Origin of the sequence: Oceanicola sp. D3 (genome assembly GCF_006351965.1) — a bacterium.
In the GTDB taxonomy this organism is placed as follows: Bacteria; Pseudomonadota; Alphaproteobacteria; order Rhodobacterales; family Rhodobacteraceae; genus Vannielia.
Window position 1 is genome coordinate 2474700 of sequence record NZ_CP040932.1, and the last position, 21539, is coordinate 2496238.

The following is a 21539-nucleotide window of genomic DNA, read 5'->3' on the forward strand; positions in this document are numbered from 1 at the left end:
GATGACCGAGATCGACAACGAACCCATCGACATCCTCGAAGAAGAGGCGCAGCCCCCTGCCCCGCCACCCGTCGGCTTTCTGCCGATCGAGACCAACTGGTTTGACCGGCTGTTCATCTCGCTGGTGATCTGGGTGGCCATCTGCCTTGTCTGGCTGCGCTTCATCGAGCCGCTGGGGGCAGACCTTTACATCGCCCATGCCATCTCGGTGGCGGCGGGCCTCTACATCATCTGGAAAGGATAGGCGGATGAAATCGCTGGTCTTGGAACAGAAGCACGAGCTTTCGCTGCGCGACTTCCCGCAGATCGACCGGGAGGAGGAGGTGCTGGGCCCGCGCGATGTGCGCATCAAGCTGCACACCGTCGGCATCTGCGGTTCTGACGTGCATTACTACACCCACGGGCGGATTGGGCCCTTCGTGGTGAAGGCGCCGATGATCCTCGGGCATGAGGCCTCGGGCACGGTGATCGAGGTGGGCGATGAGGTGCGCACGCTGGCGGTGGGAGACAGGGTTTGCGCCGAGCCGGGCATCCCCGATCCGAACTCCCGCGCCACGCGTCTGGGCATCTACAACGTCGACCCGGCGGTGCGCTTTTGGGCCACGCCGCCGGTGCACGGCATCCTGCGGCCAACCTGCGTGCACCCTGAGGCCTTCACCTTCAAACTGCCCGACAACGTTAGCTTTGCCGAGGCGGCCATGGTGGAGCCGCTGGCGGTTGGGGTGCATGCGGCCACCAAGGCCCGGGTCAAACCGGGGGATGTGGGCGTTGTGATGGGGGCTGGGCCGATTGGGCTTGTCACCGCGCTTTCGGCGCTGGCGGCGGGCTGCGCCCGGGTTTACGTCACCGACCTTTCGGAGACAAAGCTGGCCATCGCCGCCGCTCTCAGCCCGGCCATCGTGCCGGTGCTGGCCCCGGGCGAAGACCTTGCGGCACGCGTGCTGGCAGACACCGAGGGCTGGGGCGCGGATGTGGTTTGGGAGGCGACCGGCTCGCCCAAGGCGGCGGCGCGCGTCTTCGAGCCACTGGCCCCGGGCGGCTGCGTGACGCTCATTGGCGGCCAGCCCGACCCGATCAGCTATGACGCCGGCGCGGCCATGGTGCGCGAGGCCCGTGTGGAGAACATCTTTCGCTATGCCCATGTCTTCCCGCGCTGCCTCGCCATGCTTTCCTCGGGTGCGATCGACGTGAAACCCCTGATTACCAGCACATATGGCTTCGACGACAGCGTCGCCGCCTTCCAGCGGGCCGCCGAGGCACCGCCGGAAGAGGTGAAGATGCAGATCGAACTGCCGCAATGACACCCGAGGAGAACAGCCGTGGCTGACGTGAAAATCGACAATGTGATCAAGCGATACGGCAGCGTGCAGGTGATGCACGGGGTCTCGGCGCAGATCGAAGACGGCGAGTTTGTGGTGCTCGTGGGCCCCTCGGGTTGCGGCAAATCCACCCTGCTGCGCATGCTCGCGGGGCTGGAGGAGATCTCGGGCGGCGAGATTTCCATCGGGGGCCGGGTTGTTAACGACATCGCGCCCAAGGAGCGCGACATTGCAATGGTGTTCCAGAGCTACGCGCTCTACCCGCACAAAACCGTGGCCGACAATATCGGCTTTCCGCTCAAGATGGCGAAGCGACCGAAGGAGGAGGTGCGCGAGAAGGTTGAGCATGCGGCGGCCATTCTCGACCTGACAAAGTATCTCAAACGCTTCCCCAAGGAGCTTTCAGGCGGGCAGCGCCAGCGGGTTGCGATGGGCCGCGCCATCGTGCGCGATCCGCAGGTGTTTCTGTTCGATGAGCCGCTCTCGAACCTCGATGCCAAGCTGCGGGTGACGATGCGGGTTGAAATCAAGGAGTTGCACCAGCGGCTGGGAACCACCATCGTCTACGTGACCCACGATCAGATCGAGGCAATGACCATGGCAGACAAGATCGTCGTCATGCGGGACGGGCGGGTGGAGCAGATTGGCGCGCCACTTGAGCTTTATGACCGGCCGGAAAGCGTTTTCGTTGCCGGGTTCATCGGCTCGCCTTCGATGAACTTCGTTCACGGCAAGATTGCCGGCACTGGCGACGCCCGCCACTTTGTTTCCGATGACGGGATGGCGCTGCCGGTGCCCGATATGCCGCTCGAAGAGGGCCAGCCCGTGACCTATGGCATCCGCCCCGAGGATATCGAGATCGGGCCGGGAGGCACCCCGGTGAAGGTGGTGGTGGTGGAGCCGACCGGCTCGGAGACACAGGTGTTTGCCCGCGCGGGCAAGGATTTGATCGACGCCGTGGTGAAGGAACGCCTTCAGGCGCGACCCGGCGAAGAGATCGGCTTTATCATCGACCCGGCGAAGGTGCACCTCTTTGACAGAAACACCGAGAAGCACCTGTGAGCGACAGCGACGTGCATAACATCAGGGCAATAATTTTTGACCTCGACGGATGCCTCGTGGACAGCGAGCCGCATTCGCTGGAGGCGATTGCGACAGAAATGCGCGCCGTGGGCGTGGAGGATGCGCGGGCCGAGGACATTCGGCGCGACTATCTCGGCGTGTCGATGACCGATATCTGCCGCGACATCACCCGGCGCATTGGCCGCGATGTGCCCGCTGATTTCGTTGACCGCGTGGAGACCGGTCTGTTTGCGGTTTATGCCGAGAAGCTCACGCAGATTGACGGCGCCACCCGCCTGCTCGACCGCTTGAGCGAGGCAGGGCTGCCCACCGCCATTGCCACTGGTGGCTCGGTGCGGCGGATGCGCGAAACCCTGCGTCTTGGCGGGTTGGCCGCGTATTTTGAGGGCCGTGCGTTCAGCGCCGAGACGGTGGAGCGCGGCAAGCCTGCGCCCGATCTCTTTTTGCTGGCAGCGCGTGAGCTTGGCGTTGCCCCAGAGCAATGCGCCGTGCTGGAGGACTCGCCCCATGGCATCGAAGGGGCACGCGCCGCCGGGATGCACCCGGTCGGCTTTGTCGGCGGCGGGCATCTTGACCCGATCCGCGAGAGCCACCGCGCACGGCTGCTGGAGGCAGGCGCGGCGCAGGTGGTTGATACGCTTGAGGCTGCCTTTCCCGCGCTGACGCGCAGAACAAGCGCCTGAGCCGATGAGCTATCTTGGCATCGACCTTGGAACCTCCGGACTGCGCGCCCTGCTTGTCGATGACACAGGCGCTCCGATCGGTGCCACGGAGGCCAGCTATCCGGTGCACCACCCGCACTCCGGCTGGTCGGAACAAGACCCTGCCGATTGGGTCGAGGCGTTGGAAAAAGCCATTGGCACCCTGCGCGCGCAATACCCGGCCTTTGCCGCCCTGCGCGGCATTGGCGTTGCCGGGCAGATGCACGGGGCCACGCTGCTCGACGCGGATGACAAGGTGTTGCGGCGCTGCATTTTGTGGAACGACAGCCGCTCGCACGAGGAAGCCGCCCGGCTTGACGCGGTGCCGGGCGTGCGGGCTCATTCGGGCAATGTCGTGTTTGCCGGGTTCACCGCGCCCAAGCTGGAGTGGGTCCGCAAGCACGAGCCGGAGATTTTCGGCCGCACGGCGAAGGTCTTGCTGCCTGCGGGGTTTCTGAACCTTTATCTCACCGGCGAACATGTGGCCGACATGTCCGACAGTGCGGGCACCTCATGGCTCGACACCGGGGCGCGCGGCTGGTCTGACGCGCTGCTGGAGGCCGGGCACATGCGGCGGGATCAGATGCCACGGCTGGTGGAGGGCTGCGAGGCTGCGGGCATGTTGCGCCCCGATCTGGCCCGCGCATGGGGGCTGACGCACCCGGTTATCGTGACCGGCGGCGCGGGCGACAATGCTGCCGCCGCCTGCGGGATTGGCGCGATGCAGGAGGGGCAGGGTTTTGTCTCTCTTGGCACCTCGGGGGTGTTGCTGACCGCGCGCAACGGCTACGCGCCCGCGCCGGAAACCGCCGTGCACACCTTTTGCCACGCGGTGCCGGGGCGCTGGTATCAGATGGGAGTAATGCTTTCGGCCACCGATAGCCTCAACTGGCTCTCCAGCATCACCCAGACCCGCCCCTCCGAGCTTTCTGCAGCCCTTGGCGACGCGTTGCAGCCGCCGGGGCCGGTGCGCTTTTTGCCCTACCTGTCGGGCGAGCGAACGCCCCATAACGACGCGGCGATCCGAGCCAGTTTTACCGGGATCGGGGCGGACTGCACGCGCGAGGGCCTGACCCGCGCCGTGATGGAGGGCGTGGCCTTTGCCCTGCGCGAAAACCTCGAAGCCCTGCGCGCCACAGGTGCCAACCCCTCCGAACTGATCGCAATCGGGGGCGGCACCCGTTCGCACTATTGGCTCAAACTCATTGCGACGACGCTCGGCATTCCTCTTGTCTTGCCTGCGGATGGCGAATTTGGCGCCGCACTCGGCGCAGCGCGTCTTGCCACGCTGGCCCCCACAGGAGAGGCGATGGAAACGGTCATGCAGCCGCCAGACCGGGGGCAGCGGATTGATCCGGTGACCGGCCTGCGTGACAGCTTCGATGACGCCTTCGGGCGGTTCAGAACCGCCTATAGGGCCACGCGAGACATTCAGTAGACACGCGAGGCGGGCGACGCTTAGCGGCCTGCGACAGAGGATTGGTATGCGTTGAGGCCAGAGATCAGCGCCGTGCCGGTTGGGGCCTCGTTGCGGGCGCAGAACTCTGCCCAGACCGCGCCGAAGGGCAAATCTTTGAACTCCTCCGTCAGCATGAAGCGGGCCGAGAAATCCAGCGCATCTTCCGCCGCGCGAAGCTGGCCAAGCGGCAACAGCAGGGCGCGCAGGAGCGCCTTTTGCATGTTGCGAGTGCCGATCACCCAAGCTGCGGTGCGGCTGATGGTGGCATCAAAAAAATCCAGCCCGATATGGGTGCGCCCCAGCATCTCGCCGCTGACCAGCTCGTTGGCCATCGCCTGAATATCGTCGTTCAGCAGGATCACATGGTCGCTGTCCCAGCGCATCGGGCGGCTGACGTGCAGCAGGATCTCGTCGAGCGACAGAGCGCAGGCCGAGAGCTTGTCGGCGATGTTCTCGGTCGGGTGGAAATGGCCCATGTCGAGGCAAAGCAGCGTGCCCTTGCGGATCGCATAGCCCAAGTAAAACTCGTGGCTGCCCACGGTGCAGGCTTCCACCCCGATGCCGAAGAGCTTGCTCTCCACCGCATCCAGCATCTTGGCCCGGTCCTGCGTGGGGGCCAGCATTTCATCCAGCGAGGCTTCGAGCCTCTTGCGCGCCGCCATCCTGTCTACCGGCACATCCTTGTAGCCATCCGGCACCCAGATGTTGTTGATGCAGGCCGAGCCCAGCTCTTCGCCCATCTGCGCGGCGATCTCGCGCGTGCGCTTGCCATGCTCGATCCAGAAATCGCGAATGCCCTTGTCCGGGTGCGCGAGGGTCAGGTTGTCGTCGGCCTTTTCGTGGGCAAAGAAGGTTGGGTTGAAGTCCAGCCCGATGCCCTGCGCCTTCGCCCAATCAACCCAAGGCGCGAAGTGCTTGTATTCGATCTCGTCGCGGTCGGGCGTTTCATCGCTGTCGAGATACATCGCATGCAGGTTCAGCCGATGCGATCCGGGGATCATCGAATAGGCAAACTCCAGATCGGCGCGCAGCTCATCAGGCGTGCGGGCGCGGCCGGGGTAGTTGCCGGTGGCCTGAATGCCGCCGCCGGAGGTTGCGGAGCGGTTCTCAAACCCCACCACGTCATCGCCCTGCCAGCAATGCATCGAGATCGGGATGGTCTTGAGCCGTTCAAGCGCGGCCTCGGTGTCGATGCCCCAATCGGAAAACTGCGCCTTGGCGCTTTCATAGATGCTCATTGTCTTTCCTCCCTGTCCCGCGCTCAGCGCGTGAACGCCTGAACATTGCCCGCATCCACGTTGAGGATGTTGCCGGTGGATTTTGCCGAGAGGTCAGACGCCAGAAAATAGGCCGCCTCTGCAATGTCCTCGGGCAGAACCGAACGCTTTAGCATCGAGCGCTGGCGATACATCTCCTCCAGCCCTTCCTTGTCGGTGCCATAGGTTCCGGCGCGCTGTTCCAGCCACTCGCCTTCCCAGATTTTCGAGCCGCGCAGCACGGCATCCGGGTTGACGACATTGACCCGAATGCCAGCTTCTGCCCCTTCCAGCGCCAAGCAACGGGCAAGGTGAATTTCGCTCGCCTTGGCGGTGCAATAGGCCGAGGCATTGGGCGATGCGGCGAGGCCGTTTTTGGAAGCGACAAAGACAATCGCGCCGCCCATGTCTTGCACCCGCATCACCTTGAAGGCCTCGCGGCTAACGAGGAAATACCCGGTGCTGAGGATATCCATGTTCTTGTTCCACAGCGCCAGCGTGGTTCCTTCCACCGGAGCAGACGAGGCGATGCCGGCGTTGGAGACCAGAATATCAATGCCGCCGAACTCCACCGCGCATTCGGCATAGGCGGCGGCCACAGCGCTCTCGTCGGTGACGTTCATGTTGACGGTGCGCACCACGTCTTTGCCAAAGCGCGAGGCCAGGCCTTCCTGCGTCGCCGCAAGCGCCTCGTCGTTGATGTCCGCCAGCATGACGCAGGCCCCCTCGCGCAGATAACGCTCGGCGGTTGCCGCGCCAATGCCCCCTGCCCCGCCGGTCACCAGCGCCACGCGCCCGGCCAGCGATTTTGGCTTGGGCATGCGTTGCAGCTTGGCCTCTTCCAGCAACCAGTATTCGATGTCGAAAGCCTCCTGTTCGGGCAGGCCAACGTATTCGGAGACCGAGGACGCGCCGCGCATCACGTTGATTGCGTTGACGTAGAACTCACCGGAAATGCGCGCTGTCGCCTTGTCCTTGGCGAAGGTGATCATGCCGACGCCGGGCACGAGGTAGACCACCGCATTTGGGTCGCGCAGCGCGGGGCTGTCATCACGTTTGCAGCGCTCGTAGTAGGCTTTGTAGTCTTCGCGGTAGGCCGCGATCTGCTCGGGCAGCCCCTCGAGCACCTCGTCGAGATTGCCCTTGGCCGGGTCGAAGTTGACCACCAGCGGGCGGATCTTGGTGCGCAGGAAGTGATCTGGGCAGGATGTGCCGAGCGCGGCCAGCGGCTCCATGTTTTGCGCGTTGACGAATTCCAGCACCGCGGCGCTGTCGTTGAAGTGGCCCACCATATGCTGGTTGCCAGACACGAAGCCACGGATCGCGGGCATCAGCCGCGCGGCCGTGGCGCGGCGCTCGGCTTCGGGCAGGCTCTGGTGCTTTGCCCCGCCAAAGGGCGCCACGCCCTCGGTCTTTTTCGCCAGCCACTCGGTAGCGACATTGATGATTTCAATCGTCTTGTCGTAGCAGGACTTCGCGGTATCGCCCCAGGTGAACAGCCCGTGGCTTTCGAGCACAACGCCATCGGCCTCGGGGTTCTCCTCGCAGAACTTGCCCAGCCAGAGCCCCAGCTCGTAGCCCGGCTTCTTCCACGGCAGCCAGCCGATCTTGTCGCCAAAGATCTCTTGCGTCAGTTCCTTGGAGTTTTTCGAGGCCGCGATGGCAATGATCGCATCGGCGTGCACGTGATCAACATGTTTGCGCGGCACATAGGCGTGCAGCGGCGTGTCGATCGAGGCGGCCCGCGGGTTTAGCCGGAAGGTGCAATGCGGCAGGTAGCCAACCATCTCGTCTTCATGCTCGACGCCGCGATAAAGCCCCTTCAGCGCCTCCAGCTTTTCCATGTAGAGCGTGGCAAAGCCGTCCATCTTGATCGAGCCGATATCACCGCCGGAGCCCTTGACCCAGAGCACCTCCACCTGCTCGCCGGTGAGCGGATCGGTCTCCATCACCTTGGCTGAGGTATTGCCGCCGCCATAGTTGGTCACGCGCTTGTCGGCGCCGAGCGTATTGGAGCGATAGAGCAGCAGTTCCGACTCGCTCATCCCCGCTGCCTCGCTCTCATCCCAGCGGTTTTCAAGTAGCTGATTCTCAACGGTTTTCAGCATGACATCCTCCCATGCGGCGCGCCGCGCCCTGCCTGATCACTTGCGCCGGAGACTGATCTTGGTGCGCCAAGTTGTCAATCATAAACGATCATTTCCAATCATATTGCACTGCAGCATGATTACTTATGATCATTCATGATTGACAGCGATTGTGATTCTGGACAATGTTCACTCGCCAAGGGAGGACCGGATGCACGAAACCGAGCGCCACAGGATCATTTTGTCAGCGGTTCAGGACCGGCCCATGGTGACCGTGGTGGACCTGTGCAATCTGACCGAGGCTTCCGAGGCCACGATCCGCCGCGATATCGCTGCGCTGCATATGCAGAAGAAGCTGCGGCGGGTGCGTGGCGGGGCCGAGGCGATCACGCCGCCGCAGTTCGTGGGGCTTGCCGGACGTCCGTTTTCCGTCAACCAGACGATGCAGGGCCGCCAGAAGCAGGCGATCGCGCGGGCGGCGGTTGATCTGTGCGAGGATGGCGACTCGATCATCATCAACGGCGGCACGACCACCTTTCAGATGGTGCACCCGCTCGCCTCGCGCCGCTGCCAGGTGTTCACCAACAGCTTTCCCATTGCTGAGCACCTGCTGAAGCACTCCAAGAACACCATCATGCTTTCGGGCGGGGCGATCTACCGCGAGCAGAACATCATCCTCAGCCCCTTCGACAATGACGTGACCCGCAATTTCTATGCGCGGCGGATGTTCATGGGGGCGCAGGGCCTTGGCCCCATTGGACTGATGGAGGCCGACCCGCTGCTGGTTCAGGCCGAGCAAAAGCTGATTGGCCAGGCCGATGAGCTGGTGGTTCTGGTCGACAGCACGAAATTCGAGAACCGATCCAGCCTCGTGCTTTGCCCGCTGGCCCGGATCGACACGGTGATCACCGACGAGGGCATCACCGACAAGGCCGCCGCCATGTTGGAGGCCGCCGATGTGAAACTGATCGTCGCGCAATCGGGCGCGGCGCAGGAGGAGGACGAAGCGGCCTCTTAGACCCGCCTCAACACGTGATTCCAGGGAGGATATCATTATGAAAAGACGCAGCTTTACCAAACTCGCCCTCGGCCTCAGCCTTGGCGCATCGCTCATGGGCACCTCGGCCATGGCCCAGGACAACATGCGCATCGCGCTGGTGGTCAAGGCGCTCGGCATCGGCTTTTTCGAGGCGGCGCACAAGGGGGCCGAAGAGGCCGCTGGCGAACTCGGAAACGTGGAAATCATCTACACCGGCCCGACCGACACCACCGCCGAGGGCCAGATCGAGGTGATCAACTCGCTGATCGCGCAAGGCGTTGACGCGATTGCCGTTTCGGCCAATGACACCGATGCGCTTGTGCCCACGCTGAAGAAGGCGCAGCAGCGCGGCATCACCGTTATCTCGTGGGACTCGGGCGTGGCCGAAGAGGGCCGCCAGATGCACCTCAACCCCTCGTCAAACGCGCTGATCGGCAACATGATCATCAAGCTCGCCGCCGATGAGCTGCCTGATGGTGGGCAGGTTGCCCTGCTGTCTGCCACCACCACCTCGACCAACCAGAACATCTGGATCGAGGAGATGACCAAGGTGATGGGCAACTACCCCGGCATCGAGGTGGTCTCGACCGTCTATGGCGACGATCTGGCCGATAAATCCTACCGCGAAGCGCAGGGCCTCATGCAGTCTTACCCTGATCTGGATGCGATCATCGCGCCGACCTCGGTTGGCATCGTGGCTGCCGCTCAGGCAGTGGAAGATGCTGGCAAGATTGGCGAGGTCAATGTGACCGGCCTTGGCCTGCCCTCCGAAATGGCCGGTGCCATCGAGAGCGGTGCCTCCAAGAGCTTTGCCATCTGGAACCCGATCGACCTTGGATATTCGGCGGCAATGATCGCGCATGCGCTGGCCTCCGGCGAAGCCACGGCAGAGCCCGGCGCGGAAATCTCCATCGGCCGCATGGGCACCATCACGCTGGACGACACCAACTCTGCCGCAATGGCTGATCCGTTCGTTTACGACAGCTCGAACATCGACGAGTTCAAGTCGATCTTCTGATCTCGCTGCGCCTTGGCGCGACGATGCGCCGGGGGGGCACTGCCCTCCCGGCCCTTCACCACACTTTCCTGAAACCGCAAAGGGGCTGTTCACATGCTGGTGCAGACTGAACCCGTTTCTCCCGCCCCAACGGCGGCGAGCCCGGCTTTGGCCCTCGACGGGATCACCAAGACCTTTCCGGGCGTCAAGGCGCTCGATGGCGTGTCACTCCGGCTTTACCCCGGGCAGGTCACAGCACTCGTGGGCGAGAACGGCGCAGGCAAGTCCACCGTCGTCAAAACGCTCACGGGAATCTACCAACCCGACGGCGGCCAGATCCTTGTGGATGGCGTGCCCACCCGCTTCCCCACGGCACAGGACGCCGCAAAGGCCGGGATCACCGCGATCCACCAGGAAACGGTGCTGTTTGACGAGCTTTCCGTTGCCGAAAACATCTTTATCGGCCACGCCCCGCGCGGGCGGTTCGGCCTGATCGACTGGGCCACGATGGAGGCCCGCTCCAGCGAAATTCTGCGCGGGATCGGCGCCGAGATCGACCCCGCCCACAAGCTGCGCGACCTTGGGATTGCCAACAAGCACCTTGTGGCCATTGCCCGCGCGCTCTCTATCGACGCCCGCGTCGTCATCATGGACGAGCCGACCGCTGCGCTCTCGCACAAGGAAATTCAGGAGCTTTACGATCTGGTCGAAAAGCTGAAGGCGCAGGGCAAGGCGATCCTGTTCATCAGCCACAAGTTCGATGAGATCTTCCGCATCGCCGACCGCTTCACCGTGTTCCGCGACGGGCAGTTCATTGGTGATGGGCTGATCTCCGATATCGACGAGGCGGCGCTGGTGAAGATGATGGTGGGCCGTGACGTGAGCCAGGTTTTCCCCGACCGGCAGAGTGCGCCGGGCGAAGAGGTGCTTCAGGTGGTAGGCTACAGCCACCCCACCGAGTTCGACGAAATCCGCTTTTCCCTGAAGCGCGGCGAGATCCTTGGCTTCTACGGGCTGGTGGGTGCGGGACGCTCCGAGTTCATGCAGGCCCTCTTTGGCATCACCCGCCCCTCCAAGGGGGTGACGAAGGTTGATGGCAAGCTTGCCGTCATCCGCTCCCCTGCCGAGGCCATTGCGCAGGGCATTGTTTACGTGCCTGAAGATCGCGGCAAGCAGGGCGCGATTACGGCCATGCCGATCTTTCAGAACGTCACCCTGCCCTCCCTCGGGCGCACCTCGCGCCGGGGCTTCCTGAAACTTGCCGAAGAGTTCAGGCTGGCCCGCGAATACACCGACCGGCTCGATCTGCGTGCCGCCTCGCTTGATACCGATGTTGGCAACCTCTCGGGCGGCAACCAGCAGAAGGTGGTGATCGCCAAATGGCTGGCAACGCAGCCCAAGGTCATCATCCTCGACGAGCCGACCAAGGGCATCGACATCGGCTCCAAGGCCGCGGTGCACGAGTTCATGGCCGAGCTGGCCGCAGAGGGGCTGGCGGTGATCATGGTCAGCTCCGAGATCCCGGAAATCCTCGGCATGTCTGACAGGGTCATCGTGATGCGCGAGGGGCGCATGGTGGCCGAACTGGCCGGTGATGAGCTGACCCCCGAAACGCTTGTCCGCCACGCGGCGGGGATATGAGGGCACCATGCTGCAACGATTGATCACCTCGCGCGAGGCGCTCTTGCTCGGAGCCATCGCCGTGCTTCTGGCGCTGATCGCCACTCGCTTTCCGGGCTTTGTTGCGCCCTCAAACCTTGCCGATGTGTTCAACGACACCTCGCCGCTGATCCTGCTGGCCATCGGCCAGATGATCGTGATCCTGACCAAATGCATCGACCTCTCGGTCGCCGCCAATCTGGCGCTGACCGGCATGGTCGTCTCCATGCTCAACCTCGCCTTCCCCGGCCTGCCGGTGGCGGTGATCCTCGTGGTGGCGGTGGCGCTTGGCGCGGTGATGGGCATGTTCAACGGTATATTGGTCTGGAAACTCGACATTCCGCCGATCGTGGTGACGCTGGGCACGATGACCATATACCGGGGCATCATCTTTCTGATTTCCGACGGAAAATGGGTGAACAGCCACGAGATGAGCGCCGCCTTCAAGGCCTTCCCGCGCTTCGAACTGCTCGGCCTGCCGATGCTGAGCTGGACGGCGATCCTCGCGGTGCTGGTCTTTACCATCGTCATGTCGCGCACCACGCTGGGCCGGGCGGCCTATGCTGTGGGCGGCAACCCGCACGCGGCGACCTATACCGGCATCGACGTGGGGCGCACGCAGTTCTGGGCCTTCACCATCTCCGGCGCGTTGGCGGGCCTGACCGGCTATCTTTGGGTGTCGCGCTACGCGGTGGCCTATGTCGACATTGCCGGAGGGTTTGAGCTGGATGTCGTGGCGGCCTGCGTCATCGGCGGCATCTCGATTGCCGGCGGCATCGGCTCGGTCGGCGGGGCGCTGCTGGGGGCGCTGTTCCTTGGCGTGATCAAGAACGCCCTGCCGGTGATCAACGTTTCGCCCTTCTGGCAGCTGGCCATTTCGGGCGGCGCCATCATCATCGCCGTTGCCGTCAATGCCCGGGCCTCGCGCACCAAGGGCCGGATCATCCTCAAATCAGCGGAGCACGCGGCGTGACCGATACAACCCGTTTCATCCCCGACCGCCTGCAATCGCCGCTGCAGAAACGCCTGAAAAGCTGGGAGTCGCTGCTGCTGCTCGTGGCCATCGCCATTTTCATCGCCAACAGCTTTGCCTCGCCCTACTTTCTGAACGCATGGAACCTTTCGGACGCCACCTTCAACTTCACCGAAAAGGCGATGATCGCCTTCGCCATGGCGCTGCTGATCATCTCCGGCGAGATCGACCTGAGCGTGGCCGCCATCATTGCGCTGGCCTCCACGGCGATGGGCGCAGCGGTGCAAATGGGGGCCGGGACGCCGGTGCTGATCCTCGTGGGGCTTGGCACCGGGCTGCTCTGCGGGGCCTTCAATGGCGTGCTGGTGACGCGGCTGGGATTGCCCTCCATCGTGGTCACCATCGGCACCATGAGCCTGTTTCGCGGGATCAGCTACATCGTGCTGGGCGATCAGGCGTTTCGCGGCTACCCGGCGGATTTTGCCTTTTTCGGGCAGGGCTACGTGTTTTGGGTCATCACCTTCGAGCTGGTGCTCTTTGCGGTGCTGGCGGTGATCTACGGCGTTGTGCTGCACATGACCAACTTCGGCCGCGCGGTTTATGCCATTGGCAACAACCCCACCGGGGCGCTGTTTTCCGGCATCCGGGTGGCGCGGGTGAAGTTCATTCTCTTTCTGCTGACCGGGCTGATGTCGGGCGTTGCGGCGATCTGCCTGACCTCGCGGCTTGGCTCCACCCGCCCCTCCATCGCCACCGGCTGGGAGCTGGAAGTAGTGACGATGGTGGTGCTGGGCGGCGTGAACATCCTTGGTGGCTCGGGCACCATTCCCGGCGTGGTCATCGCCGCCTTTGTCATGGGGTTGGTGACATTCGGGCTGGGGCTTCTCAACGTGCCGGGGATCGTGATGTCCATCGTGATCGGCGGCCTGCTGATCGGGGTCATCGCCCTGCCCCGGCTCTGGAAGATGTGGCAGGCGAAGTGATGGAGAAATATGCTTTCAAGATGCAGCTCAACCCGGGCTGCGAAGCAGAGTATCGCAAGCGTCATGATGAGATCTGGCCGGAGCTTGTGACGCTGTTGAAAGAGGCCGGGGTGTCTGATTACTCGATCCACCTCGACCGGGAAACCGGCGTGCTTTTCGGCGTGCTATGGCGGCGCGACAATCACGGGATGGACGCCCTGCCTGCAACTGCGGTCATGCAAAAGTGGTGGGCCCATATGGCCGACATCATGGAAACCCACCCCGATAACGAGCCCGTGGCGGTGCCGCTCGAAACCGTCTTTTACATGCCATGAGCCATGTCGCCGTGATCGACATCGGCAAGACCAATGCCAAGCTGGCGCTGGTCGACCTTGCCGAACTGTCGGAAATCGCCGTGATCACCCGGCCCAACACGGTGCGCCCCGGCCCGCCCTATCCGCATTTCGATGTGGAGGGGCATTGGCACTTTCTGCTGGAGGGGCTGGCCCGGTTTCATGCCGCGCACGGGATCGACGCGATCTCTGTGACTACCCACGGGGCCTGCGCCGCGCTTCTTGATGCCGAGGGGGGCCTTGCCGCCCCGATCCTCGACTACGAGTTCAACGGTCCGGACGAGCGCGCAACGGAGTATGACGCCATTCGCCCGCCCTTCGATGAAACCGGCTCACCACGGCTGTCCGGCGGGCTGAACATCGGGGCGCAGCTCCATTGGCAGTTTACAACTGACCCGGGGCTGAAGGCACGCACGCACACCATCGTCACCTACCCGCAATACTGGGGCCACCGGCTCACCGGCGTCGCCGCAACAGACGTGACCTCGCTTGGCTGCCACACCGACCTGTGGAACCCGCAGGAGGGGCGCTTTTCTACCTTGGTGGAGCGTCTGGAGATCGCGGGCAAGATCGCCCCGGCGCGGCGCTCGGCTGATGTCCTCGGGCCGATCCTGCCGGAGATCGCCGAGCAAACCGGGCTTCCCGCAAACACACTGGTGACTTGCGGCATCCACGACAGCAACGCCTCGCTCTTTCCGCATCTTCTGGCGCAGGAGCCGCCGTTTTCGGTGGTGTCCAGCGGCACGTGGACAATCGCAATGTCCATCGGCGGGCGGCCTGTGGCACCTGATCCGGAAAGGGATGTGCTGATCAACGTCAACGCCTTCGGTGCGGCGGTGCCGTCGGCGCGGTTCATGGGCGGGCGCGAGCATGATCTGGCCACCGGCGGCCCCTACCCCGAGGCGAGCGATGCGGCGCTGTCTGAGGTGCTCGACCGGCACATCATGCTGCTGCCCGCAATGGTGCCAGAGACCGGCCCCTTCCGTGGCCGCGCCCACCGCTGGACGGGCCCCGAGCCCCAGCCCGGCAGTGCCGAGCGCGGGGTGGCCGTGGCCTTCTATCTCGCTCTGGTTACCCGCCGCTGTCTCGACCTGATCGGCCACCGTGGCAATATCATCGTGGAAGGCCCCTTTGCCAGAAACCGCCCCTACCTACAGATGCTCAGTGCCGCTACGGGCTGCGAGGTTTTGCCCATGGGCAGCGCCACCGGCACAGGCCAAGGCGCGGCGCTCTTGGTCAACGACGCAGGCGACAGGCCCCTTGCAGCCGCGCCGCAGCCTTCCGTTGTGATCCCGAGTGACAGACGATTTGGGGCATATGCCGCGCTTTGGGCTGACGCCTGCGGCTGAAGTTTGCTGCGGTGTTTCGGGCCAACCTGTGCGCGGCATTGCCCCGAACACCACTCAGGCCTTAACCCAGCCTTTCCCTCCGGCTCTCAGCCCGAACGCGCAGGAAGAAGGCGTTTTTTGTAGGGGGTCGGGTCCATATCTCGCAGGTCTATGCTGATGCTCTCCACCTCTGGGAATCGCTCGGCCAAGGCGTCTCTCAGCGCTATGGCCAGTGCGATTTTCTGCTCAGGTTCCCGCCCCGCAAGCATGCTCACCGTGAGGTGCAAAAAGCTGCCCGTGCCGTCGAGATGCAAAAACTCCACGGCTTCGTAGATGCGCAGCTTGATATCCTCGCGCGCGATAAAGCCACAGCCAGCCCCGACCTCACCCACAAGCTGCAACGCAGCCTGACGGGTCGCGGGGCTGTTCAGCGCGTTGCCGTGCTCGATGACGAAATGCGGCATCAGAACAGCCCGAAATACTCGGCCTGCTCCCACTCGGAAACGGTCAGGTGATAGCGTTCCCACTCCGAGCGGCGCAGCGTTGCGATGTAATCCACGAAGGTATCGCCGAGCGCGGCGCGATAGAAATCCGAGGCCTCGAAGTGCTGGATCGCGCTCAGCAGGCTGTTCGGCAAAGCGGGGGCGTCGCTGTCGTAGGGGGTTTCCACCGGTTCGGGCGCGCGCAACCCGCGCTCTATCCCATCCAGCCCGCAGAGGATCTGGCTGGCAAAGTAGTAATAGGGGTTGGCCGTTGTCTCGGCGACGCGGTTCTCGACCCGCGAGGCCGGATCGCCCGGGGCCATCATGGCGCGGATCATCGCCCCCCTGTTGTCGCGCCCCCACTGGATGCGGTCGGGGGCAAGCTGGTGCGGGCGGTAGCGCTTGTAGCCGTTCACCGTGGGCGTGGTCAGCAGGCAGGTTTGGGCGGCATGCTCCAGCAGGCCAGCGATCCAGGCGCTGGCGGTGTCGCTCAGCTCCGCCTCGGCGGGCGGGATCATCAGGTTTTCGCCGGTTGCGGTGTCGACAAGTGACTGGTGCAGGTGCCAGCCACTCGCGGCGGAATTGGCCACGGCGGGTTTACACATGAAGGTCGCATGCAGGCCTTTGCGCGCGCAGCTTTCCTTCACCATCGCACGAAACATCATCATGTTGTCGGCATGGGTGAGCGGGTCTGCCGGATCGAAGGTGAACTCGAACTGGCTTGGCCCCATCTCTACCTCGGTCGAGCGCACCGGCAGGCCCAAGGCCTGACAGTTGCGGCGCAGGTCATCCATCACCGGCTCCAGCCGGTCATAATCCGCGCCGCTCAGAAACTGATAGCCGCGGGAGAGGTTGCGGGTGGTGACAGCCGTGGCGGGCATGGTGGCATCGCTGTGCGCCATCTTGTCGTCGAGCAGCTCGAAGACGTGAAATTCCACCTCCAGCCCGGCCTGCATGGCAAGGCCGTGCTTGGCGAGGCGATCCATAGCCACCTTCAGGATACCGCGCGGCGAGAAGGCGATTGGCGCGCCCGATTTGAAGTAGGGGTCGCAGAAGATCCATGCCGAATGCGGCGACCACGGCAGAACACGAAAGGTTGCCGGGTCTGGCACCATCAGCAGGTCACGCCCCCCTGCCAGCTCCCCTTCGATCCCGTTGTTCTCGGCCCAGATCGGAAAGGCAGTGCGGTTGGAGGTGTCTTTCAGGATCAGGGTGCTTGGCGCGGCGAGGCCGGAGCAGAAGACGCTCTCAAGCGCCGAGGCCACCACGGTTTTGCCGCGCAGGATGCCGTTTTGATCGGCAAAGAGCACGCGAACGGTTTCGGTCTCGCCGCCGGAGAGGCGCTCGACCAGCTCGGATGCCGCTTGAACCGCCTCCGGGCTCAAAAGCCCTTCCTGCGCGAGGCGGCCATTGGCGATCTTGTCCAACCTGTCCTTCATATCCGATCCATCCCTGCCAAAGCTGCCGGTGCCGCGCCAAGCCGCCTCACACCTTGGCATCCCAGTCGGCACAGGCCGCGCGGCGCTCGGCGTCACTGGCGGTGAAGGCCTCTTTCCAGTTCTCGCGATCCCCGATCGTGTCGTTGGAGATCGGACCGAACACCTGTGCCGGATCGACAGAGCCATGCATCGGAAGCTCATCAACCTTACCCTCCGCCATCGCGGCAATGGCCGCCCGCATCATGCGGCGATACTTGATGATCGCCACGTCGGTTTTGCCAAGGTGCTCCTTGGTGCGGTCGAAGATCGGGCCGGGGCTTTCCACCGCCCATTGGTCATGGACGTTGATGTCGAGCCCCATGCCGGTATAGGTCTCGCGGCTCTGCTCTTCGGGGTCATAGCCGTAATTGTTGCGCTTGTTCTTGAGCGGCGCATAGTCCGGCAGGCGGTGTTCCTTGAGGCGCTGCTCGCGCATCAGCTCCTTGTCGACGGGTTTGTCGAAGCTGGTGAACATCGAGTACCAGTAGCAATGCTCGTCGTCGATCGGCACGTGCCATTGGGTGATGATCATCTCGCGGCTCATCGGGATCGAGATCGCCTCGGGGAAGATCTGGTTGGTGATCCGCACGTGGGTCTTGCCGTTGTCGAGGTGGCGCAGGGCGACAATGCGCATGCCGTAGTCGGTTTCTTCCACCGAGATCTCCGGGCGCGGGTAGTCGCGCAGCAGCTTGGTCATCGGGATGTCGGTATCGGCGGCCTTGTCGCGGAACTGCTTGCCATAGGCGTCTGCCGGGTCTTCATCTTGGAGGAAGCGGTGGAGGAAGGAGGCGTGGACAGGGTCGATCCCCACTTCCATCGCCTGAAGCCAGTTGCACTCCCACAGCCCCTTGAAGGCAAAGACGTGGCTCTCGGGCGCGCGGAAGCAGTCGAAGTTCGGAAACTCCGGCGGCTCTCCCGGCCCCATGTAGGCAAAGATGATCCCGTTCTTCTCGACCACCGGATAGGAGGTGGTTTTGATGTTTTCCTTCATCCGCGAGGTCTCCGGCTCGCCGGGCTGCTCGACGCATTGGCCCGTCCGGTCGAAGTGCCAGCCGTGGAACGGGCAGCGCAGCCCGTTGTCTTCCAGCCGCCCGTAGCAGAGATCGGCGCCGCGGTGCGGACAGCCCCGCGCGATCAGCCCCAGCTCGCCCTCGCTGTCACGAAACAGCACAAGGTCTTCACCCAGCAGCTTGACCGGCACCACCGGCCGGTTCTTGGCCAACTCGTCGCTCAGCGCGGCGGGCTGCCAGTATTGGCGCATCACTGCCCCGGCATCGGTGCCCGGGCCGGTGCGGGTGAGTTGGTCGTTGAGTTGCTGGCTGATCATGGCGTCTCTCCTGTCTGTCTCGCCTCGGCGGGCGCTTGGGCCGCGCGGGCGTTTCTTGTGTGATGTCGCATCGCGGCGCGTTGCGGGCCGGAGCTTTGCGCCGAGTAGGCGGCGTCTGTGATATCGCGGTCAAGATCTGCGCCCCCTTTGTTGGGGGCGCCGGTCCGTTTTTTCGGTCGACTGTTACATTGGCTGCGGAACCTGGAAGACGTGGCCATCCATCTCGGGGCTTACCGTGATCTGGCATGAGAGGCGGCTGTCGTCGCTGCGCTCGGCTTCGGTCATGTCCAGCATCGCATCTTCGCTGTCGCTCGGGCCGCCGGGCAAATCGCCCGCCCGCACATGGCAGGTGGCGCATGAGAGCGAACCGCCACATTCGGCCTCGACATGGGGCACGTTGGCCAGCACCGCGGCCTGCATGACCGAATGGCCGACCGTGGCCTCAACCTGCTTTTGCGCCCCATCGGGCAACTCGAATATCAGTGTGATTTTCTCTGACATGATGTGCTCCTTTGTGGCGGGCGATCAGTTGATGAAAACCGGGCTGGACCAAGCCATTTGCCCGTTCTTTTGCGTGACGCGGAGATAGGCGAAGGACGGCCCCTCGGGGATTGGCACCGCCAGCCTGCCGGTGACGCGTGAAAGTTCTGGCGGCACGATCCGGTGCATCTGAAAGCTCTCCGAAGGATACCCCCCGGTATGGACCTCGGCGGAGCCGGCCATGAGATCGGCCAGCTTGAATTCGCGCACCATATCGACGGGCGCGGACATGCGCACCGTGACGGAGGCATCGGGTGCAATCTCTTGCAGCTCCATCACCACGGCCTGGTTCGGGTTGCCCATCGAGGGCTCTTGCCGGGAGCTGTAGGAGATGACGGAGAGCCCGTCGCCAACAGGTGTCAGCCGGTGACGGCGCGCCTCATCGAACGGCCCGGAGGTGAGGCAGGGAAAGTGCCGCTTGAGCGACGTGCCCTCAAACTCGATGTCAAAGGCCCAATCCACGACACGGGATTTGTCGAGGTCGCCCCACGGGCCCCAGCCCCACTCCATCCGAAGCTGCGAGGCCCCCTGCCCTGTGGTTTCCGGCTCAGGGCCAAAGCTGCCAACGACTTCGTTGTTCAGCACCAGTTCGACGCGGTCGATCTGGTCTCGCCCCTGCACGTCAAATTCCACCTCGACCTGACCACTCGCGGTGATGTCGGCCCCCATCAAGGCGCCGTCGACGCTGAAGGCCACTTCGATCTTGTCGCCGGTCAGCGCGTAGGTGCGCCGGTTGCGGATGGCGTCGATCACCCCATCGCGGCTGACATCCTCCACCAGCGCTGCCATCAGCCCTTCGCCATAGGCCCCGGGAAAGCCCCGGTGGCTGTCGGTCGAGGCGGTAAAGCCGAACCGCAGGCCCTGAGCGAGGTTGCGTTGGATGGTCTGGTCGGTTGAGCGTCCGCCGGGTGAGCCGATTTTCATCGGGAAAGGGCTGGTGTCGCTCTCCGAGCAGCCGTGCATCGAGAAAATCTCGATCACCGGCGAAAGCTCGGGGTCGTATTCGTCCCAGTTCAGCCCGCGCACGCCCTTGGGGTAGGCCACATGGTGCGGCAGGATGAAGGCGTTGTGTTCGCGGCAAAAGTCGCGCAGCCCCTCGATGTCGGAGGCGTAGCACATCTCTTTGTGGTCCTCGGTAAAGATCACGCATTGGTCGCCGTAAAAGTTCGAGTGCCACTCGAAACCGAGGAAGGCGGCAAAGCCCTCGGCCTCGTTGGCCTCGGCAATCGCGGTTTGCACGCGCGGCCAGGTCTCTGCCAGCCGCGCGAAGCCCTTGCTGAAATGCTGAAACCGCTCGTCGGAGGCGACATCCAGATCGTGCCAGCTGCTGTGGCCGGTGAACGCGAAGAAATCGAGGTGTTCGCGGGCAATGTCGAGGCTGCGCTCGATGCTGCCCTTGCCGTAGCCGTGGCCGTTGTGGTTGTGGATGTCGCCAAAGGCGATGCGGTACTGCTGTGTCATTTCACTAAGGTCTTTTCTGTTCAGCCCATCGGGCCTTGGGATCAGTTGGACGGTGCCGAGTAGATGGCCTCGTCAAGGTCAATTGGGGCGTCGATCAGGCCGTATTTCACCAGCAGGCTCATGGTGGTTTCCACCGAGCCACGGTTGATCTCGGGGCTGTATTCCCACGGCACATCCATGATCGTGTCGATCACCTGCGGGTCCATCTTGGTGAAGCCGGTGACAACCTCGATGGCCGCGGGCGTGTCGTAGTTGGCATTGGTCCACTCGATCCCCTTCTCAAGCGCCCGGGTGAAGCCGGCGATGGTTTCGGGGTTCTCGGCGGCGAACTGCTCGGTCACGGCGTAGAAGGAGGTTGCGGTGCGCTTGCCCTCAAACCCGTAGGGCCAGCCCAGCACCTCGGCGCCATCGTCCTGCATCAGGCGGCCAAGGAAAGGCTGGCTGACAAAGGCTGCATCGACCTGCCCGTTCAGGAGCGCATCGGGCATCTGCGGGAAGGGCACCTCGACAAAGGTCACCTTCTCGGAGTCGCCGCCGTTGGAATCGATCCAGTGGCGGGCGTAGAGCCAGATGATGTTGTTGCGGGTGTTCACGGCAACGCGCTTGCCTTCCAGATCGGCCCCGGTCTTGATGCCAGAGCCTGCGCCCACCATCAGGCCCGCATTGTCAGGCTCCACCGCCATGGTTTGCTGCGCGGGGGCGATGATCTTGAGCGGCAGACCCTGTGCCTTGGCCTGAAGGATCGACACGATGTTGGTAAAGACGATCTGCACCGAGCCCGACATCACGGCAGGCACACCGCGCGCGCCGCCCTGCGATGGCGTGCCATCCAGCGTCAGCCCCTCTTCGGCGAAATAGCCCTCGGCCTGAGCGGCGTGGAAGGGGATGGTATCGAAGATCGGCACGAGGGTGATCCGAAGGTCCGACGTTTCCTGAGCAGACACAGGAAGGGCGGTCGCTGCGGCCAGGACGCCAGCGCTAATGGCATTTCTGATTGTCATTGTGGTTCCTCTTTGAGCTACGTGAGTTGGCGAG

General features: G+C 63.7%; 20 protein-coding genes. 12 read left to right on the forward strand and 8 right to left on the reverse strand.

Annotated elements, in window-relative coordinates; all coding sequences use genetic code 11:
• Position 1: 1 nt before the first annotated feature.
• From FHY55_RS12545 to xylB, 5 genes are read left to right on the forward strand one after another with little or no spacing between them, the layout of a single operon-like run.
• Positions 2-244, forward strand: coding sequence for a DUF2160 family membrane protein (locus tag FHY55_RS12545; RefSeq protein ID WP_140014520.1), 243 nt, complete (start codon positions 2-4; stop codon positions 242-244).
• Positions 245-248: 4 nt separating this feature from the next.
• Positions 249-1301: an NAD(P)-dependent alcohol dehydrogenase gene (locus FHY55_RS12550; RefSeq protein WP_140014521.1), complete on the forward strand. Its 1053-nt coding sequence runs from the start codon at positions 249-251 to the stop codon at positions 1299-1301.
• 18 nt (positions 1302-1319) lie between these two features.
• Complete coding sequence (locus tag FHY55_RS12555; protein ID WP_140014522.1) at positions 1320-2381, forward strand: ABC transporter ATP-binding protein; 1062 nt, start codon at positions 1320-1322, stop codon at positions 2379-2381.
• Complete coding sequence (locus FHY55_RS12560; protein WP_254695297.1) at positions 2378-3085, forward strand: HAD family phosphatase; 708 nt, start codon at positions 2378-2380, stop codon at positions 3083-3085. The genes FHY55_RS12555 and FHY55_RS12560 overlap by 4 nt, the downstream gene beginning before the upstream one ends.
• Before the next feature lie 4 nt (positions 3086-3089).
• Positions 3090-4541, forward strand: a complete 1452-nt coding sequence (gene xylB, locus FHY55_RS12565; RefSeq protein ID WP_140014523.1) for a xylulokinase — start codon at positions 3090-3092, stop codon at positions 4539-4541.
• A gap of 20 nt (positions 4542-4561) precedes the next feature.
• Here the strand turns inward: xylB and FHY55_RS12570 are convergent, their stop codons facing one another.
• Both FHY55_RS12570 and FHY55_RS12575 read right to left on the reverse strand, forming a co-directional pair.
• Positions 4562-5800: an L-rhamnose isomerase gene (locus tag FHY55_RS12570; protein ID WP_140014524.1), complete on the reverse strand. Its 1239-nt coding sequence runs from the start codon at positions 5798-5800 to the stop codon at positions 4562-4564.
• Positions 5801-5823: 23 nt separating this feature from the next.
• A complete protein-coding gene (locus FHY55_RS12575; RefSeq protein WP_140014525.1) occupies positions 5824-7926 on the reverse strand; it encodes a bifunctional rhamnulose-1-phosphate aldolase/short-chain dehydrogenase in 2103 nt (700 codons plus the stop codon).
• A gap of 190 nt (positions 7927-8116) precedes the next feature.
• Between FHY55_RS12575 and FHY55_RS12580 the strand changes: the two genes are divergently transcribed.
• The 7 genes from FHY55_RS12580 to FHY55_RS12610 all read left to right on the forward strand — a co-directional run bounded on the left by FHY55_RS12580 (position 8117) and on the right by FHY55_RS12610 (position 15237).
• Positions 8117-8923, forward strand: coding sequence for a DeoR/GlpR family DNA-binding transcription regulator (locus FHY55_RS12580; protein ID WP_140014526.1), 807 nt, complete (start codon positions 8117-8119; stop codon positions 8921-8923).
• A gap of 37 nt (positions 8924-8960) precedes the next feature.
• A complete protein-coding gene (rhaS, locus tag FHY55_RS12585) occupies positions 8961-9962 on the forward strand; it encodes a rhamnose ABC transporter substrate-binding protein (protein WP_140014527.1) in 1002 nt (333 codons plus the stop codon).
• A 93-nt stretch (positions 9963-10055) separates the two neighbouring features.
• Entirely contained in the window at positions 10056-11582 is a 1527-nt protein-coding gene (locus FHY55_RS12590; RefSeq protein ID WP_140014528.1) for a sugar ABC transporter ATP-binding protein, read from the forward strand.
• A 7-nt stretch (positions 11583-11589) separates the two neighbouring features.
• The gene (locus FHY55_RS12595; RefSeq protein ID WP_210410479.1) at positions 11590-12573 is read left to right on the forward strand and encodes an ABC transporter permease; all 984 of its coding nucleotides are present in this window, start codon (positions 11590-11592) and stop codon (positions 12571-12573) included.
• Positions 12570-13556 (forward strand): ABC transporter permease, encoded by a 987-nt coding sequence (locus FHY55_RS12600; RefSeq protein ID WP_140014529.1) that lies wholly within the window; start codon positions 12570-12572, stop codon positions 13554-13556. The genes FHY55_RS12595 and FHY55_RS12600 overlap by 4 nt, the downstream gene beginning before the upstream one ends.
• Positions 13556-13870 carry an L-rhamnose mutarotase gene (gene rhaM, locus FHY55_RS12605; protein WP_210410480.1) on the forward strand — a complete coding sequence of 105 codons (315 nt, stop codon included), beginning with the start codon at positions 13556-13558 and terminating at the stop codon, positions 13868-13870. Before FHY55_RS12600 ends, rhaM begins: the two co-directional genes overlap by 1 nt.
• Positions 13867-15237 carry an FGGY-family carbohydrate kinase gene (locus tag FHY55_RS12610; RefSeq protein WP_140014531.1) on the forward strand — a complete coding sequence of 457 codons (1371 nt, stop codon included), beginning with the start codon at positions 13867-13869 and terminating at the stop codon, positions 15235-15237. The genes rhaM and FHY55_RS12610 overlap by 4 nt, the downstream gene beginning before the upstream one ends.
• An 86-nt stretch (positions 15238-15323) precedes the next feature.
• Here FHY55_RS12610 and FHY55_RS12615 read toward each other — a convergent pair whose 3' ends face one another.
• The 6 genes from FHY55_RS12615 to FHY55_RS12640 form a co-directional block, all read right to left on the reverse strand.
• Positions 15324-15680, reverse strand: coding sequence for a 5-carboxymethyl-2-hydroxymuconate Delta-isomerase (locus FHY55_RS12615; protein ID WP_140014532.1), 357 nt, complete (start codon positions 15678-15680; stop codon positions 15324-15326).
• Complete coding sequence (locus tag FHY55_RS12620; RefSeq protein ID WP_140014533.1) at positions 15680-17137, reverse strand: glutamine synthetase family protein; 1458 nt, start codon at positions 17135-17137, stop codon at positions 15680-15682. Before FHY55_RS12620 ends, FHY55_RS12615 begins: the two co-directional genes overlap by 1 nt.
• A gap of 46 nt (positions 17138-17183) precedes the next feature.
• Positions 17184-18503, reverse strand: coding sequence for a Rieske 2Fe-2S domain-containing protein (locus tag FHY55_RS12625; RefSeq protein WP_140014534.1), 1320 nt, complete (start codon positions 18501-18503; stop codon positions 17184-17186).
• 183 nt (positions 18504-18686) lie between these two features.
• Positions 18687-19004 (reverse strand): 2Fe-2S iron-sulfur cluster-binding protein, encoded by a 318-nt coding sequence (locus FHY55_RS12630; protein ID WP_140014535.1) that lies wholly within the window; start codon positions 19002-19004, stop codon positions 18687-18689.
• Positions 19005-19028: 24 nt separating this feature from the next.
• On the reverse strand, positions 19029-20504 hold the full coding sequence (locus tag FHY55_RS12635; RefSeq protein ID WP_140014536.1) for a hypothetical protein: 1476 nt from the start codon (positions 20502-20504) through the stop codon (positions 19029-19031).
• Positions 20505-20545: 41 nt separating this feature from the next.
• Positions 20546-21505: an ABC transporter substrate-binding protein gene (locus FHY55_RS12640; protein WP_140014537.1), complete on the reverse strand. Its 960-nt coding sequence runs from the start codon at positions 21503-21505 to the stop codon at positions 20546-20548.
• Between the last annotated feature and the right edge of the window lie 34 nt (positions 21506-21539).

What these genes read in the sequence shown, in the direction of transcription:
- FHY55_RS12545 (WP_140014520.1), top strand. Translation starts at nt 2, where the DNA reads ATGACCGAGATCGACAACGAACCCATCGACATCCTCGAAGAAGAGGCG.
- FHY55_RS12550 (WP_140014521.1), top strand. Translation starts at nt 249, where the DNA reads ATGAAATCGCTGGTCTTGGAACAGAAGCACGAGCTTTCGCTGCGCGAC.
- xylB (WP_140014523.1), top strand. Translation starts at nt 3,090, where the DNA reads ATGAGCTATCTTGGCATCGACCTTGGAACCTCCGGACTGCGCGCCCTG.
- FHY55_RS12570 (WP_140014524.1), bottom strand. Translation starts at nt 5,800, where the DNA reads ATGAGCATCTATGAAAGCGCCAAGGCGCAGTTTTCCGATTGGGGCATC.
- FHY55_RS12575 (WP_140014525.1), bottom strand. Translation starts at nt 7,926, where the DNA reads ATGCTGAAAACCGTTGAGAATCAGCTACTTGAAAACCGCTGGGATGAG.
- FHY55_RS12580 (WP_140014526.1), top strand. Translation starts at nt 8,117, where the DNA reads ATGCACGAAACCGAGCGCCACAGGATCATTTTGTCAGCGGTTCAGGAC.
- rhaS (WP_140014527.1), top strand. Translation starts at nt 8,961, where the DNA reads ATGAAAAGACGCAGCTTTACCAAACTCGCCCTCGGCCTCAGCCTTGGC.
- FHY55_RS12590 (WP_140014528.1), top strand. Translation starts at nt 10,056, where the DNA reads ATGCTGGTGCAGACTGAACCCGTTTCTCCCGCCCCAACGGCGGCGAGC.
- FHY55_RS12595 (WP_210410479.1), top strand. Translation starts at nt 11,590, where the DNA reads ATGCTGCAACGATTGATCACCTCGCGCGAGGCGCTCTTGCTCGGAGCC.
- rhaM (WP_210410480.1), top strand. Translation starts at nt 13,556, where the DNA reads ATGGAGAAATATGCTTTCAAGATGCAGCTCAACCCGGGCTGCGAAGCA.
- FHY55_RS12610 (WP_140014531.1), top strand. Translation starts at nt 13,867, where the DNA reads ATGAGCCATGTCGCCGTGATCGACATCGGCAAGACCAATGCCAAGCTG.
- FHY55_RS12615 (WP_140014532.1), bottom strand. Translation starts at nt 15,680, where the DNA reads ATGCCGCATTTCGTCATCGAGCACGGCAACGCGCTGAACAGCCCCGCG.
- FHY55_RS12620 (WP_140014533.1), bottom strand. Translation starts at nt 17,137, where the DNA reads ATGAAGGACAGGTTGGACAAGATCGCCAATGGCCGCCTCGCGCAGGAA.
- FHY55_RS12625 (WP_140014534.1), bottom strand. Translation starts at nt 18,503, where the DNA reads ATGATCAGCCAGCAACTCAACGACCAACTCACCCGCACCGGCCCGGGC.
- FHY55_RS12630 (WP_140014535.1), bottom strand. Translation starts at nt 19,004, where the DNA reads ATGTCAGAGAAAATCACACTGATATTCGAGTTGCCCGATGGGGCGCAA.
- FHY55_RS12635 (WP_140014536.1), bottom strand. Translation starts at nt 20,504, where the DNA reads ATGACACAGCAGTACCGCATCGCCTTTGGCGACATCCACAACCACAAC.
- FHY55_RS12640 (WP_140014537.1), bottom strand. Translation starts at nt 21,505, where the DNA reads ATGACAATCAGAAATGCCATTAGCGCTGGCGTCCTGGCCGCAGCGACC.